Origin of the sequence: Robbsia sp. KACC 23696 (assembly GCF_039852015.1) — a bacterium.
Taxonomy (GTDB): Bacteria; Pseudomonadota; Gammaproteobacteria; order Burkholderiales; family Burkholderiaceae; genus Robbsia.
The window spans coordinates 2,747,809-2,763,319 of the sequence record NZ_CP156626.1; the positions used below are offsets into that span (position 1 = coordinate 2,747,809).

At 63.2% G+C, this 15,511-nt stretch carries 8 protein-coding genes, 1 tRNA gene and 3 pseudogenes; 6 read left to right on the forward strand and 6 right to left on the reverse strand.

The genetic code is table 11. The features are described 5' to 3' along the window. Window positions 1-169 precede the first annotated feature (169 nt). From rmuC to pncB, 4 genes and pseudogenes are all read right to left on the reverse strand, one after another. Window positions 170-1,696 (reverse strand): annotated as a pseudogene (rmuC, locus tag ABEG21_RS11480) (DNA recombination protein RmuC); the annotation flags it as partial. Window positions 1,697-1,774: 78 nt separating this feature from the next. Further along, complete coding sequence (locus ABEG21_RS11485) at window positions 1,775-2,797, reverse strand: D-glycerate dehydrogenase (RefSeq protein WP_347554729.1); 1,023 nt, start codon at window positions 2,795-2,797, stop codon at window positions 1,775-1,777. Window positions 2,798-2,897: 100 nt separating this feature from the next. After that, window positions 2,898-4,469 carry a sodium:proton antiporter gene (locus ABEG21_RS11490; RefSeq protein ID WP_347554730.1) on the reverse strand — a complete coding sequence of 524 codons (1,572 nt, stop codon included), beginning with the start codon at window positions 4,467-4,469 and terminating at the stop codon, window positions 2,898-2,900. Between the two features lie 132 nt (window positions 4,470-4,601). Then, window positions 4,602-5,786, reverse strand: coding sequence for a nicotinate phosphoribosyltransferase (gene pncB / locus ABEG21_RS11495; protein ID WP_347554731.1), 1,185 nt, complete (start codon window positions 5,784-5,786; stop codon window positions 4,602-4,604). A gap of 326 nt (window positions 5,787-6,112) precedes the next feature. On the opposite strand from pncB, the gene fdxA reads away from it, so the two are divergent. Continuing rightward, the gene (fdxA, locus tag ABEG21_RS11500) at window positions 6,113-6,436 is read left to right on the forward strand and encodes a ferredoxin FdxA (RefSeq protein ID WP_347554732.1); all 324 of its coding nucleotides are present in this window, start codon (window positions 6,113-6,115) and stop codon (window positions 6,434-6,436) included. A gap of 291 nt (window positions 6,437-6,727) precedes the next feature. After that, window positions 6,728-6,803 (forward strand) — tRNA-Asn (locus tag ABEG21_RS11505). 196 nt (window positions 6,804-6,999) lie between these two features. On the opposite strand, the gene ABEG21_RS11510 is transcribed toward ABEG21_RS11505, so the two are convergent. Continuing rightward, window positions 7,000-8,043 carry a CorA family divalent cation transporter gene (locus ABEG21_RS11510; RefSeq protein ID WP_347554733.1) on the reverse strand — a complete coding sequence of 348 codons (1,044 nt, stop codon included), beginning with the start codon at window positions 8,041-8,043 and terminating at the stop codon, window positions 7,000-7,002. A 723-nt stretch (window positions 8,044-8,766) separates the two neighbouring features. On the opposite strand from ABEG21_RS11510, the gene ABEG21_RS11515 reads away from it, so the two are divergent. Together ABEG21_RS11515 and phaZ are read left to right on the forward strand one after the other, a co-directional pair. Beyond that, a complete protein-coding gene (locus ABEG21_RS11515) occupies window positions 8,767-10,758 on the forward strand; it encodes a glycoside hydrolase family 15 protein (protein WP_347554734.1) in 1,992 nt (663 codons plus the stop codon). Window positions 10,759-10,880: 122 nt separating this feature from the next. Then, on the forward strand, window positions 10,881-12,317 hold the full coding sequence (phaZ, locus tag ABEG21_RS11520) for a polyhydroxyalkanoate depolymerase (RefSeq protein WP_347554735.1): 1,437 nt from the start codon (window positions 10,881-10,883) through the stop codon (window positions 12,315-12,317). A gap of 508 nt (window positions 12,318-12,825) precedes the next feature. On the opposite strand, the pseudogene ABEG21_RS11525 reads toward phaZ, so the two are convergent. Beyond that, window positions 12,826-13,461: pseudogene (locus ABEG21_RS11525) on the reverse strand (TetR/AcrR family transcriptional regulator); the annotation flags it as partial. 424 nt (window positions 13,462-13,885) lie between these two features. Between ABEG21_RS11525 and rsxB the strand changes: the two are divergent. Together rsxB and nth are read left to right on the forward strand one after the other, a co-directional pair. Continuing rightward, entirely contained in the window at window positions 13,886-14,764 is an 879-nt protein-coding gene (gene rsxB, locus ABEG21_RS11530; RefSeq protein WP_347554737.1) for an electron transport complex subunit RsxB, read from the forward strand. 103 nt (window positions 14,765-14,867) lie between these two features. Continuing rightward, a pseudogene (nth, locus tag ABEG21_RS11535) lies at window positions 14,868-15,509 on the forward strand (endonuclease III); the annotation flags it as partial. Window positions 15,510-15,511: the final 2 nt, after the last annotated feature.

Consider the following 15,511-nt stretch of genomic DNA (forward strand, 5'->3'; position numbering starts at 1 on the left):
TCGCCTGGCTCAGGCCTCAGGCCTCGGGCGATGCAGCGGATGCACCCGTCGGCATCGCCGGGGTGTCGGGTGCGCTAGACCCCGCGTTCGCGGCCTCTGCCGTACCGGCATTCGGCGAAGACGACGCGGGATCGCCGGCATAGGATTCCGGTAAGGTACCCAGCGCCTGCGCGGCGGCATCACCGGGCAGCGCTTCGACCTGACGAAGCTTCTGGTGCATGACGCGCGTCCGCTGTTCGGCAAGGTCGATCGAACGCGTCACCGTTTCCAATTGGGCGCGCGTCTTTGCCAGCACGCTGCCGAACTTCGTGAACTCCGTCTTGACCGCGCCCAACACCTGCCATACCTCGCTGGAGCGCTGCTCGATGGCCAGCGTCCGGAACCCCATCTGCAGACTGTTCAACAGCGCGGTCAAGGTCGTCGGACCGGCGATGGTAATGCGATAGTCGCGTTGCAGCGCATCGCTCAAGCCCGGGCGTCGCAGCACTTCCGCATAAAGCCCCTCGGTCGGCAGAAACAGCAATGCGAAATCGGTCGTATGCGGCGGCGATACGTATTTCTCGGCAATCCGCCGAGCCTCGACGCGCACCCGGCCCTCCAGCGCCTTACCGGCTTCCTCGACAGCGACCGGATCGGCCCGATCCTGCGCCTCCACCAGCCGTTCGTAATCCTCACGCGGAAACTTCGCATCGATCGGCAGCCAGACGACGCCGGCGTCCCCGGCGCCGCGGCCCGCGGTGGCAGGCGTATGGCGCTCGGCCGCATCCAGCGCCGCACGGCCCGGCAGACGGATGGCGAACTCGACGCGCTCGCTGCTGCCCGGCACCGTGGCGACGTTACGGGCGAACTGTTCCTGCGTCAAAATCTGTTCGAGCAGGCCGCCCAATTGCACCTCGCCCCAGGTACCGCGCGTCTTCACATTGGTCAGTACCTTCTTCAGGTCGCCCACGCCCGCCGCCAGCGTCTGCATCTCGCCCAGGCCACGATGCACCTGCTCCAGCCGATCCGACACGAGCTTGAACGACTCGCCCAGCCGATGCTCGAGCGTCGCGTGCAATTTCTCGTCGACGGTCTGCCGCATCTCCTCCAGCTTGGCCGCATTACCGGCTTCGAGATCCTGAAGCTTGCGCTCCAACGTCGTGCGCATCTCCGCCATGCGTTGATCGTTGCCCTGCGCGAGATCGTGCAGGCGACGTTCGAGCGTTTCACTGACGTGGCGCAGACCCGCGGTCTGCTCCTCTCGTCCGATACGGGCCTGGTCGGCGAGCGTCACGCGCACGGCCTCGAGCTGCGCCGCATTGCTCTGCGTCAGCTGCGCGAGATCGCGGGCGAACCCATCCACTTTCTGGTTCTGCAAACTGGCCACGCTACTGAGCTGCGCCGCGACCGCTTGTTGAAACTGCGTCAGCACCCCGCTCGACTCGCTGCGGGCGATCCGCGCGGTCTCCGCGGCATCGCCACGCAAGGTGCGCTCGACGCGTTCGAGCTCGCGTTTCAGCAACTCGCTCGATCCGTGCAGGGCATCGCCGATCGTATCGAAGCGCTCGTCGAAGGCCGTACGCGCTTCCGCATCGGCAGCGTCATCGTCGCCGCGCGGCCGCCCGCCACGCATGATCGCGATCGCCGCGACGATCAGCGCCAGGACCGTCACCACTGCCATCGCCAGCGCTGCGCCGGCGATCTCCGTCATCGTCATCCTGCTTTATTCCTGTTCGATACCGGCTGCCGCACACGCGGCAGCCCCTGTCCCTGCGTTCAGGTCACTCCATCTGACCTACGCCTGCGCGCCGCCCGATGCGGGCCGATGAAGGCGCGCGTCGGGATTGACCACATTCGGCGGATTGCCGGCATGCGGCCCCACGCCGAGCGCCGCGATCAGATTGTCCGCCGCGAGATTCGCCATGGCCCGGCGCGTCGGAATACTGGCACTGCCGATATGCGGCGTCAGCACGACATTGTTCAATTCGAGCAGGCCCGGATGCAAGGCCGGCTCCCCTTCGAACACATCGAGCCCCGCACCGGCGATCCGCTTCTCGCGCAAAGCCGTCACCAGTGCCGCATCATCGACGATACCCCCGCGTGCGATATTCACCAAGGTCGCCGTCGGCTTCATCAACTGCAACTCGCGCGCGCCGATCAAATGGTGCGCCTGCGGGGTATAAGGCAGCACCAAAACCACGTGGTCGGCCTGACGCAGCAGCGTATCGCGATCGACCCACTCGGCGTGCAAGGCCTGCTCGATCTCCGGCGCCACCTGCGAGCGGTTGTGATAGATCACGCGCATGCCGAAACCGAGGGCACGTCGCGCCACGGCCTGTCCGATGCGGCCCATGCCGACGACACCCAGTGTGGCGCCGTGAATATCGACGCCGGTCAACATATCGTAATGCCAGGATTGCCATTTGCCGGCCCGCAAATAATGCTCGGCCTCGGTGATGCGCCGTGCGGTGGCCATCAATAGCGCCCACCCCAGATCGGCGGTGGTTTCATTGAGCACATCGGGCGTATTGGTGCCGACGATGCCGCGTGGCGTCATGGCATCCAACGGCAGATTGTTGTATCCGACCGCCATGTTCGCCAGGGCCTTCAAGCGCGGCGCCTGGGCGATCAATTCGGCTGGAATACGGTCGCCGATCACCATCAGACCGTCTTTGTCCGCTCCGCGCCGGATCAACTCCGCCTCCGTCAACGCCGTGCCGCTGTCATTGACCTCGACATCGAAATGGGTTTGTAGTCGCGCGATGACATCCGGAAAAATCGCGTGCGTGACTAGGATCTTTTGCTTGTCTGACTGCATCGGAATACCCCTGGAAGATGGATCGAACGAGAACCGTCCTGCCACGTTCCGCGGGGCCGCCGCCTACCGTGATCACCGTCGGCGGATCACGGTGCGCACATCACAGAAACAGCCAGGTCATGACCGCGAAAAGTGGCAACAGAATCGGCACCGACCATACCATGTATCCGAAAAAGCTGGGCATCGCCACGCCCCGCTCTTCGGCAATCGCCTTGACCATGAAGTTAGGCGCATTGCCGATATAGCTCAGGGCCCCCATGAAAACCGAGCCCGCCGATATCGCCAGCAAGGTGGAGGCATAGTCGGTCATCAAGGTCTTGGCATCGCCACCGGCGGTATTGAAAAAGACCAGATAGGTGGGGGCATTATCGAGAAAGCCGGAGAGCAAACCGGTGGCCCAGAAATACACGGCATCGCGCGGCGCGCCATGCGCATCGGTGACGAGCGCGAGCAACGGCGCAAACGGCCCCTGCGCACCCATCGACAGCATCGCGATCACCGGCGCGATCGTGACGAAAATGGCCGCGAACAATTTGCCCACTTCGGCGATCGGCGCCCAGTCGAACTGATTGCCGAGCCGCGCCGATGCCGGCGTGATCCACAGCGACAGGCCCAGCACCGCGAACAGCAGCACGTCGCGCACGGCATCTTGTAAAGCCAGCGGCGTGCCGGCGATATCGAACGTGATACCCGGCCGCCAGAAGCCGCTCATCAACACCAGCCCGATAATGGCCAACAGCAGGAAGAAGTTGCGCTTGCCGTCGATGCGCAACGCCGTATCGTCGGTCGCGATGCCGGACAAGGTTGGCGATGCGGCGTCCGTATCAGTCGCAGCGGCCGCCGGCACCCTCGCGGCACCGGCGGCGATGCCGGGAGCGGCCGAGGCGTTCGCGGCCAACCGCGCGTCGCCTCGCAGCAAATGGCGATCGACAAAGAAAAAGATCACGCACAAGACGCCACAAAGGAAGAGCATCGGCATCAGCAAATGCTGCGTCGTCCAAAGAAAACTCACGCCCTTCAGAAAGCCGAGAAACAAGGGCGGATCACCGAGCGGCGTCAAGGAACCGCCGGCATTCGCCACCAGGAAAATGAAGAACACGACCAGATGCACGCGATGCCGGCGCCCTTCGTTGGCCCGCAGCAGCGGCCGGATCAGCAACATGGCCGCACCGGTCGTGCCCATCAGACTGGCAAGCGCCGCACCCAGCACCAGAAACCCGGTGTTGCTGGCCGCGGTCGCCGGTAGACGGCCCTGCAGGCAGATCCCGCCCGAGACCGTATAGAGCGCCGCCAGCAAGGCGATAAAGGGGATATATTCGGCGACCATCGCATGGACGACCACGCCGACGGCGGTGCCGGCGCCGTACTGCCAGGCGAAGGGCAGCAGGAACACCGCGCCCCAGGCCGCGGCGATCTTGCCGAAGTGGTGATGCCAGAACGGACCGGCGACCAGGGGGAACACGGCGATCGACAGCAGCAGGCCGGCAAACGGCAGCCCCCAGATCAGCGATAAGGCGGGCGTCGGCGAGGCGGCATGCGCCAAACCCGGCAGCGCCAGCCATGCGAGCGCAATCCATCGTGCCAGGACGCGAGGCGTCAAACCGTCGGATGGAATCCGCTTTGCACGCCGGATGAGATCGGTCTGTCGATGCTCAAGTATTTGACTTTGCATACAATTCCAAGGCGTGAGTGGCCTCGGGATTATAGCGTCGCGCCCGCCACCAGGGCGGTCCATTGGCCGTCCCGCAGCGCATCGGCGCGTATTCCGCCCGAATCGGACAACGACCGATGACAAGAAAGCGGATTACTCCGGCAAATGCTTGATGCCGAACACCTGGCGCAGATAGGTCAGATAGGCCTGGTCATCGCACATATTCTTGCCGGGTGAGTCCGACAGCTTGGCAACCGGTTGGCCATTGCAACGCACCATCTTGATCACGACTTGCAACGGCTCATAGCCCAGGTCGTTGGTCAGATTCGTTCCCACGCCGAACGCCAGTCGGCAGCGGCCCTGGAAGCGCTCGTACAACTGCAGCACCTTCGGGATATCGAGCGCGTCGCTGAACACCATGATCTTCGTGCGCGGATCGACGCGATTGTCTTCGTAGTGCTTGAGCAGACGCTCGCCCCATTCGAACGGGTCACCCGAATCATGACGTGCGCCGTCGAACAGTTTGCAGAAGTACATGTCGAAGTCTTTCAGGAAGGACGTCATCCCGTAGACATCGGACAGCGCGATCCCCAGATCGCCGCGATACTCCTTCGCCCACATCTCGAAACCGAAAATCTGCGAATCGCGCAGGCGCGGTCCCAGACCCTGACAGGCCTGCAGATATTCGTGCGCCATCGTGCCGAGCGGGGTCAGATCGTGCTGCATCGCGAACAAGACGTTGCTGGTGCCGGCGAACTGCGGGCCCAGATTGTCCTTCAGCGAGAGCAGCACCTCTTCGTGCCAACGCTTGGAGAAACGGCGGCGCGTACCGTAGTCGGCGATCTTGCACTCGGCGTATTCCGGGCTCGCGCCCAGCATCGCGATCTTGCTTTTCAGCCGCTCGCGCCCTTCCCGATAATCGGGCGCGCGCTGCGTATTGCGGAAGTAGACCTCGTTGACGATGGCGAGCACGGGGATTTCGAACAGGATCGTGTGGAGCCAGGGACCCTTGATCGTGATTTCGATCTCGCCATGGTTTTCACCGGACGGCATCACCGTGATGTACTTCTGATTCAGGTGGAACAGGTCCAGGAAATCGACGAAGTCGCTCTTGATGAAGCGCAGTTTGCGCAACCACTGCTGCTCCGCCTGCGTGAAACGCAGCGCGCAGAGGTGGTCGATCTCTTGTCGGATCTCTTCGACGAAGGGCGCGAGCATGACGCCCGGCGTCCGACATTTGAAGCGATACTCGACGTCGGCCGCCGGGAAATGATGCAGGACGACCTGCATCATCGTGAATTTATAGAGATCAGTGTCGAACAACGAAGTGATGATCATCGAATCGCAATCTTCCAACGATATGAACGCACGAAAGGGTGTGCCACCATAGCAGCGACACGCCGCCAGCACTGCGGCACAGGCGCGCATACGCGGCAATTTGCCCCACCCTGCAATGTGGCGTCGATGGTAACCGAATTTTCTTAATCCAGCCCAAAGCAGGACGCGCGGTGCGGCATTACGCAAGACTCGGTAGTGCGGCGTCATAACGACATTACGCAACTGTCTGAGCGAACGTTGCATCGATCATCGCATGGACTGAGCCTTCGGTTACAATAACGCCTTTCGTATACAGCCGTTTGGCGCCAAGACGTAGGAGTGAGTGCATGACGCACGTCGTTACCGAAAATTGCATCAAGTGCCGCTACACCGATTGCGTCGACGTCTGTCCGGTCGATTGCTTCCGTGAAGGCCCGAATTTCCTCGTCATCGATCCGGATGAGTGCATCGACTGCGCCGTCTGCGTGGCCGAGTGTCCGGCGAATGCCATCTACGCGGAAGAAGACGTGCCGGGCGATCAGCAAGCCTTCACGTCGTTGAACGCGGAATTGGCCTCGATTTGGCCGAGCATCACGAAGACGATTCCGCCGCTGGCCGACGCCGACGACTGGAAAGACAAGGAAGGAAAGCTCGATTTGCTCGAGCGCTAAAAAAACGCTTGCAGGCTGACCCGGACGCTTGTAATATTGCGGCCCTGGTCAGCCAAGTTCTGTTTTGCCCCGCGTTGTCGGCGGGAAGAAAGCAGACGCAAAAGTTGATTCGGTCATCATCGATGCTTCGACAGCGTGCTGCGGAAACGAGTACGACTGAGATCGGTGATGACTGCAGGAAGCGTGGGAAAGCAGTAAGTTCCAACGCGGTCAGCGAAGAAATTTCGGTGGCACTGCAAAAAAAAGTTTGACAGATAAAGATTTGCTCCTTATAATCTTTTTCTCTGCTGTTCCCCGATAGCTCAGTCGGTAGAGCGCCGGACTGTTAATCCGTAGGTCCCTGGTTCGAGCCCAGGTCGGGGAGCCAAGGAACATGCAGTAATAAAAAGCCCTTTCAGGAAACTGAAAGGGCTTTTTGCTTTGGGGCGTCGACGTCGTGCAAAGGGACGTCGCACGGGTTTTCGCGCAGCGCCGTCAGCGATCTGCGCGAGCGCGCCAGCCGACTCGCCCCTCCCCGTTTCCTGGAACCGCACGGTGCGCGAGCCGACTCGCGCCCGCCGCCGTTACCAGAGTCGCAGTCGCTTCAACACGCCCACGGTCAGAACAGCAAGAAACACCATCGCGCCCATGACGAACCAGAACGCATAGTTGCCATGCGTTCCCGGCAGGCCGCCCACATTCATCCCGAAGATGCCGGAGATCAACGACGCGGGCAGCAGCAAGGCCGACATGATCGACAGCGCCAGCAGCTTGCGATTAATGTCCTCCGCCAGCAGCGAGGCCATCTCGTCCTGCATCAGCTTCGCCCGCTCATAAATCGCTTCCAGCGATCCACCAATGCTGTTCATCGTCTGGACGGCCTGAACGAGGGTCTCGGCCGATCGCGGATCGGACCACTCCAATCGCGGCGCCACCAATTGCGCCAGTGCCGTGCGTTCCGGATCGACGTAGCGCTTCAGTTCCACCAGATCGCGACGGATCGCGCCCAACTCGGCGCGCTGGTCGGTATGACGCCCGTCCAATACCCCCTCTTCCACATCGTCGAGTCGATCGCCGAGATCATTGACCTTCTCGGCGAAGGTCTCATTCAGCCCGCGAATCAGCGTTGCGAACAGTTCCGTGGTGTCGCGAAACGTGTCGCCATCGAGGACCGCATGGCGCAGTTTGTCGGTGGACTGCATCCGCACCGTGCGGACGGTGATCAAACGTGACGCATCGATATAGAAGCGCAAGGCGCTGGTGCCCTTGTCGATATCGCCACCGCCGCCCAGTTCGAAATCCGAGATGACGCCGAAAAAGTAGGCGTTGCCGAGATGCACCCGCGGCCGTCTGTCGCGGCCGCAGAGAAACTCGCGCACCGAGACCGGCAACGCTTCGCGGCATTGCAGCCAGCCGTTGACCGCCTCATCGGCTGCCGAGAGATGCATCCAGACGGGCGTGTCCGGCGCGCCCGGCAAGGTCTGCGTTTCCGGCCACTGCATCGCCGTCGCCCGTCCATGTTCGAATACATAGCCACAGACATAGCCATCCGGCGCCGAATGCACCACGTTGTCGGTAATCGACGGCGCCCGCGCCGTATCGATGCTGCCCTGTCCCTGCTGTTCCATAAGTCCTTGCTATCCTTAATCTTTCAATGCACTTTCGCCGTTGATCGGCCTATTGGCTAGCATAGCGAGAAGTTGGACTGCAAGGGTATCGTCAGCTCGCCGTACGCGGCGGCCGTGGCGGACCACCTCGCGCTTGCAGACCGGGTAACGCACGCGCCGAGGATGTTCCCGTAACGCCAAGTGACACGTTCCGGAGGCCCGTAACAAAACAAGCAGCCCAGGCAGGTAAATGTTGCACGCGGCCGGCAAGATATCGTTGCCGGAACGACGCAAATTCGAGAAAAGTCCGAAAATCCGCCGCGCGCAACGATTCTTCCTTCTCTATTCTTTCAAACCCTTCCGGCACACTCTGCTGGCACACCCCTTGCTAAATATTGCCTTGAGAACACGCACACTTTTCTCCCCGGAAAGCGTCCGTATTCGATGCCATATGACGCGCAACTCCCCCATTGCGCAAATGTGGTGGTTTTTCAGGTCTACCGCCGTCAAGCCCCCGTGAGACGGCGGATATTGGCCCGCATCGGTTTCGATGCGGGCCGTTTTTTTTGTCGATGCGATCCCTCACCGCCGTTGCGGAAAAGCAAAAGCCGCAGGCACTGCACCGCAGCAAAGCGTATTCTGGAAGGCGGGCGTCGTATCGGCGTCATCGCGCTCCGCTATCGTCGGAAGCACGGCAGGACCCGTATGACGAAGGCATCCACCTTTCTGACATTGGGATACTGAATGCCATCCAATATTGAAGACTATGCGCTGATCGGCGACGGCCAGACCGCTGCCTTGGTGGACCGCACCGGATCGATCGATTGGTTGTGCTGGCCGAGATTCGACTCGGCGGCTTGTTTTGCCGCTCTCTTGGGCGAGCCACGGCATGGCCGCTGGCAAATCGCGCCGGTGGCGCACGCCGTGGGCGATGGCGCCGCCGCCGATAGCGCGCACCCCCCTTCCGCAGCGGGCACGACGTCCGCGGCGCTGGCGCCCACGCTCACCGCGCACGCCAGACGTTACCGCGACGACACGCTGATTCTCGAGACGGAATATCACACGCCGTCTGGGAGCGTCGTCGTCATCGACTTCATGCCGATGCGCAATGGCTGGTCGGAAGTCGTGCGACTGGTGGTCGGCCAATCAGGCAAAGTCGATATGCAAATGGATCTGGCCCTGCGCTTCGACTATGGCTATGCGGTGCCCTGGGTCAGCCGCCTCGAGGACGGCAGCGGCATGCGCGCGATTTCCGGCCCGGACATGGTGACGCTACGGACGCCGGTCGAGATGACGGGCGAAGGCTTGCAAACTCACGCGACGTTCACCGTATCCGAGGGGGAAACGGTGCCCTTCGTGATGGCCTATGCGCCGTCTCATCACCCGCTCCCGCCCGCCAGCGACCCGCGCTCGACCTTGGCGCGCACGCAGACATACTGGCGCGACTGGGCAGCCCGCTGCAATGTCACCGGCCCATGGGCCGCGCAGGTCCGGCGCTCCTTGATCACGCTGAAGGCGCTGGCCTACGAGCCGACCGGCGGCATCGTTGCCGCCGCCACGACGTCGTTGCCGGAACAGCTCGGCGGGGTCCGAAACTGGGACTATCGGTACTGCTGGCTGCGCGACGCGACCATCACGCTGCTCGCCTTGATGCGGGCCGGGTATTACGACGAAGCGTCAGCCTGGCGCGCCTGGCTGACCCGCGCGATCGCGGGATCGCCGAAACAACTGCAGATCATGTATGGCATCGCCGGCGAACGTCGCCTGCCGGAATGGGAAGTGGATTGGTTGCCCGGCTATCAGGGCGCCAAACCGGTCCGCATCGGCAATGGCGCGGTAGACCAGCTGCAGTTGGACGTGTTCGGCGAAGTTCTCAGCGCCCTGCACGTGGCGCGCGTGGGAGGATTGCCGGCCGACGATACTGCCTGGGCGGTCGAGCGAGCCTTGGTCGATCATCTGGTTCTGGTGTGGAATCAGCCGGACGAAGGCATCTGGGAAGTACGTGGCGGACGCCAGCATTTCACCTTCTCGAAGGTCATGGCCTGGGTGGCATTCGACCGCGCGATCCGCTCCGCCGAGGAGTTTCACCTCGAAGGCCCGCTGGACGAATGGCGCGCGGTACGCGCGGCGGTCCACGCCGACGTCTGCGAGAAAGGCTATAACCCGAATGTAGGCAGCTTCACGCAGGTGTATGGTGGCGAGGCGCTGGACGCCAGCCTGCTGTTGATGGCCAGTGTGGGCTTCCTGCCGGCGGACGATCCCCGTATCGTCTCGACGGTGGACGCCATCGCGCGCGATCTGACCGTCGACGGTCTGGTTCAGCGTTATCACACGCACGAGACCGCCGATGGTTTGCCGCCCGGCGAGGGCACCTTCCTCGCCTGTAGTTTCTGGTTGGCGGACAACTATCATATGCAGGGCCGCGAGGCAGAAGCGGTGGCGCTGTACGAGCGCTTGCTGGCGCTTTGCAACGACGTGGGCCTGTTGGCCGAGGAATTCGATCCGCATACGCAGCGACAGGTCGGCAATTTCCCGCAGGCGTTCTCGCATGTCGCGCTGGTGCATACGGGAATGAATCTGATGCAGCACAACGAAGCTTTCGTGCACGCCGTGACCGGGCAAACCGGCAACGCCACGGAGGCATCGTCGAGCGAGACGACCTCGGCACGCTCCGACGGCACGACACCTGCATCCGAACAAATCGATTCATCCGATGAGGAGACCTCGGCGGCGTAGTCAGGCGATACACGCTGAGTTTCGGCCGGGATGCCCCGGCACATGTCGACGTGTCGGCATGAAACCCAGGCGGTGCGGCACAGGACGCCGCACCGTCATGCAGCAACAGGGAGGGCCGAACGATGCTGTATCAATTCGTGGAATGGCAACGCGCCATGCTGACCCCGCTCAGCTCGTGGGCGGACATGGTGTCGAAGGCGTTTGCCGATCCGGCCAACCCGCTTTCTTTCGTCCCGGGCGCCAGCCGCTCCTCGGCGGGCTTCGAGCTGCTGCATCGGCTTGGCAAGGAATACGAAAAGCCGAGCTTCGGCATCGACCACATCATGCGCGACGGCCGCGCTATTCCGATCGTGCAGCAGACGGTGCTCGAACTGCCTTTTTGCCGCCTGCTGCGTTTCAAGCGCTATACCGACGATCACGACACGATCGTCGAGTTGAAGGACGACCCATCGGTCATGGTCTGCGCGCCATTGTCGGGGCATCATGCGACGCTGCTGCGGGACACGGTGCTGACGCTGCTCGCTGATCACAAGGTGTATGTCACCGACTGGACGGATGCCCGGATGGTGCCGCTCTCGGCAGGTCGCTTCGACCTGAGCGACTACGTCCACTATATCGAGCGCTTCATCCGCTTTATCGGTGCGCGCAAACTGCATGTTATTTCGGTTTGCCAGCCGACGGTGCCGGTGCTGGGCGCCGTCGCGCTGATGGCGGCGCGCGGCGAAGACACGCCCTTGACGATGACGATGATGGGCGGCCCGATCGATGCCCGGAAATCGCCGACATCGGTGAACTCGCTGGCGACGCAGCACAGCATCGAATGGTTCGAATCGAATGTGATCTGGACCGTGCCATCGCACTATCCGGGCATCGGTCGCCAGGTGTATCCGGGCTTCCTGCAGCACACCGGCTTCGTCGCGATGAATCCGCAACGCCATCTCGCCTCGCACTGGGACTATTACCTGGACTTGGTGCGCGGCGACGAAGAGGATGCCGATGTACATCGGCGCTTCTACGACGAATACAACGCCGTGCTGGACATGGCCGCCGAGTATTACCTCGAGACGATCCGCGTGGTCTTCCAGGAGTTTGGATTGGCCGAAGGCACGTGGTCTGTCGATGGCGAGCCCGTGCGTCCCGCGGCCATCCGCAACACCGCCCTGCTGACGGTGGAAGGGGCGTTGGACGATATCTCCGGGCACGGTCAGACGCGGGCCGCCCATGACCTGTGCAGCGGCATCCCCGCCGCGCAAAAGCACCACTACACGGCTGAAGGGGCCGGACACTACGGCATCTTTTCCGGCCGTCGCTGGCGGCAGCAGGTCTACCCGCGCATCCGGGACTTTATCGCCGCCGCTGAAACCCGTCGGGCGGCGGATGGAGCGGAGACGGACGCGCCGGAAAACACCCGGCGCCGTGCGCGCGCCACCGAGGACGACGGCGATGTCGCCGTGGCGCCAACGCGGACCGCTCGCAAGACACGCGCCGCGCCCGCCGGCAAAACGGCGCGGGCCGTCACGGCCAGCAGCAAGACTACAGCGAAGGGAAACGGCTCTTAGGCCAGAACACCGCAGGTCGTTCGCCCGTGCCGCCGACGCCGGAAGCGGTCTTCGTCGGCAGGCCGGCGGTCGTGCTCGCTACCGACGTCAGCGCCACGGTGCCGCGAAGGCGCTCTGCCGGCTCCGCGCCGGCGTTATGAGCGCGCGTCGCGCCATCGCGGCATGCCGCCTCGGCACGCGCCGCCTCTCCATCCGGCGCGCCCTCTTCTGCTAACCCATCGCCTCTGTGCCGCAGCGCCGCGTCCGACACCGAAGCGTCGCCGCGCTCCGTTTCCGCATTGGCCGCCCGTACGATACCCGGGAAGAAAGACGGCACCGGCTGCCGCAGCGGATCGGCCCCAGGGCCGGCATCGATGCCCCGGTTCCGACGCGTGTCGTGCAGCGCGGACCGCGCATCGGCCACGCGGCCGGAAGACAGGCAGTCGGCGGCCCGCTCCGGCGCACCCACCCTTCCCAGCGCATCGACCAGGTCGCGACCGTGACTGGGCACCGATGCGTCATCGCAGCGCAGATAGGCCAGCAACATGTCCAGATGCAGGGTCAGCAGGTGCTCGCGCTCCGACGGCTCCGCCGGGTCCCGCGCGAACGCGGCATGCAAGGTGAAACGATTCGAGACGAGGTAATACCCGAGTCCCGAAATGGCCAGGTAGAAATGCAGCGGATCGACATGCTGACGAAATGCCCCGTCGGCGATGCCGCGTTCCAATAAATGACTCAAGGCCGCAATGACGGGACGCATCGCATTGCGTGCGCCGGACGACCGCAGATGCACCCCTTCCTGCAGATTTTCATTGTTGATGACGCGCACGACCTCCGGGTGCAAATAACAGTACTCCCAAATAAATCGCACAAAACGTCGCATGGCCAACTCGGGCGACTCATGACTGAGATCCATGCCTGCCTGCGCATCGGCAAATTTTTGATATACGTCTTCGACAACGGCCACGAAGAGCTGCTCTTTGTTGCCGAAATAGTAATACAGCATGCGTTCATTCGTTTGCGCCCGTCTCGCAATGCTGTCCACCCGCGCGCCCGCGAGTCCGCCGCAGCGAAACTCCTCTATCGCGGCAGTTAGAATGCGATGTCGCGTCCCGGCCGGGTCACGTCGGCTATTGCTCGGATGTAACGCAAGCGCATGGGTCATGTCGCCTCCTTGTCCAATGATTGACGCCCCTCGAGAAAAATAACGCAGACCCAGCCTGTGCCCCGTACGGCGCCGTTCGCCAGCATGCGTGCTCTTCTCGATTAAAGTCCTTCGTATCACTGATCTTCTTCGTGATGGCCCGATTATGGCACGCAGCTTTAGGACAGGTCTGAAGCGGCCGCCGGATCAGCGGATTTCGCCGAGAATCTGCCGCTCCCGATCGAGCGAATGACATCGCATTCGTGCTGCGATCGACGCTTCCGGCACACGTATCGCTTCCTGGCCCGGCGCGAAGGAAGGACAGCATGGCTTTTTGCAGGTCGCGCCACAAATAGCGGATAATACGCAGATAAACAGGTGGCCTCCCGAAGCCGCCAGCCAAGGCACAAACCGCGCCGACGCGTCGCGATCGACGTGCCGGCCGATGATTCCCAGGACATTTCTCCCCGTGATATCCGAGTTGGCGCAGCGCATCGACGACCTGCTGCCGCAAACCCAATGCACGAAGTGTGGCTTCGATGGCTGCACGCCGTATGCGCGCGCGATCGCCGAAGGCCGCGCCGACTTCAATCAATGCCCTCCTGGCGGACAGGAAGGCGTGGTTCGGCTCGCCCAGCTTCTGGGCCGCCCCGCAAAGCCACTGGACATCTCGCACGGCGTGGAGCGGCCACGGCCGCGCGCCGTCATCGACGAGTCCGTCTGCATCGGCTGCACGCTGTGTGCGAAAGCCTGCCCCGTGGACGCCATCGTTGGCGCGGCAAAGCTGATGCACACCGTGTTGAACGACGCCTGCACCGGCTGCGACTTATGCGTGGCCCCCTGCCCCGTCGATTGCATCGAGATGGTCCCGATTACCGGCGACGCCACCGGCTGGGACGCCTGGACCGCGACGCAGGCCGCGGCGGCACGCGAACAACACGCCCGACGCAACGCACGGCTTGCCGCCGAACAACAGGCGGCGGACGAACGCGCGGCGCTGCGCGTGCGCCAGGCACGGATGCCCTGGCCGCCGATCCCCGCAGCCGGCGGCGTCGACACGGGCGCCGCCGCTGCGCCGAACGGTGCGGAAATCACGTCGGGCGCCGGCACCGGCTCCGCGACATCCGACGCCCAGACGACGGCATCCTCGGCGTCCCAGGCGTCCCGTCCGCCTGTTGCCGGCGATGACGGCGGCGTGTCGATCGAAGCGCTCGAACGGGCCCGCAAACAAGCGATCATCCAGGCCGCGCTGGATCGCGCGCGCGCGCGTCGCGCCGCCGGCCAGCCCGATGCCTCGAGCGCCCGCAAACCGCCGGGAACCTGACACCCCGCCCGCCGGCGTCGCGTGGTGACGCGACCGGCGCGACGTCGGACGGTCTCCCCCCTCGAACCCGCCCTTATGTTTACCGCCTCCAGGAACGATCAGAATGAACGCTGAAAAGCGCCGCGCGATCTACGAGACCCTGCGTGAACTGAATCCGCACCCGACGACGGAGCTGGAATTCAAGACGCCGTTCGAACTGCTGGTGGCGGTGATGCTGTCGGCGCAGGCGACCGACGTTTCCGTGAACAAGGCGATGCGTTTGATGTTTCCGGTCGCGAACACGCCTTCGACGATCCAGGCGCTGGGCGAAGCGGGCGTGACCCAGTACATCAAGACGATCGGCTTATATAAAACGAAGGCGCGCAATCTGATCGCGCTATGCGGTCTGCTGCTGGAAAAGCACGGCGGCGATGTGCCGGAGGATCGGGACGCACTGGAAGCGCTGCCTGGCGTCGGCCGCAAAACGGCAAACGTGATCCTCAATACGGCGTTCGGTCATCCGATGATCGCCGTGGATACCCATATCTTCCGCGTGGCCAACCGCACCGGCATGGCCCCGGGCAAGGACGTCACCGTCGTCGAAAACAAACTGCTCAAGTTCACGCCCGACGAATTTCTGCACGATGCGCACCATTGGCTGCTGCTGCATGGTCGCTACGTCTGCAAGGCCCGGCGTCCCGAATGCTGGCATTGCGCCATCGAGCCGCTGTGCGAATTCCGCGAAAAGACGCCGGCCCCGTCCGACGA

What these genes read in the sequence shown, in the direction of transcription:
- ABEG21_RS11485 (WP_347554729.1), bottom strand. Translation starts at nt 2,797, where the DNA reads ATGCAGTCAGACAAGCAAAAGATCCTAGTCACGCACGCGATTTTTCCG.
- ABEG21_RS11490 (WP_347554730.1), bottom strand. Translation starts at nt 4,469, where the DNA reads ATGCAAAGTCAAATACTTGAGCATCGACAGACCGATCTCATCCGGCGT.
- pncB (WP_347554731.1), bottom strand. Translation starts at nt 5,786, where the DNA reads ATGATCATCACTTCGTTGTTCGACACTGATCTCTATAAATTCACGATG.
- fdxA (WP_347554732.1), top strand. Translation starts at nt 6,113, where the DNA reads ATGACGCACGTCGTTACCGAAAATTGCATCAAGTGCCGCTACACCGAT.
- ABEG21_RS11510 (WP_347554733.1), bottom strand. Translation starts at nt 8,043, where the DNA reads ATGGAACAGCAGGGACAGGGCAGCATCGATACGGCGCGGGCGCCGTCG.
- ABEG21_RS11515 (WP_347554734.1), top strand. Translation starts at nt 8,767, where the DNA reads ATGCCATCCAATATTGAAGACTATGCGCTGATCGGCGACGGCCAGACC.
- phaZ (WP_347554735.1), top strand. Translation starts at nt 10,881, where the DNA reads ATGCTGTATCAATTCGTGGAATGGCAACGCGCCATGCTGACCCCGCTC.
- rsxB (WP_347554737.1), top strand. Translation starts at nt 13,886, where the DNA reads ATGATTCCCAGGACATTTCTCCCCGTGATATCCGAGTTGGCGCAGCGC.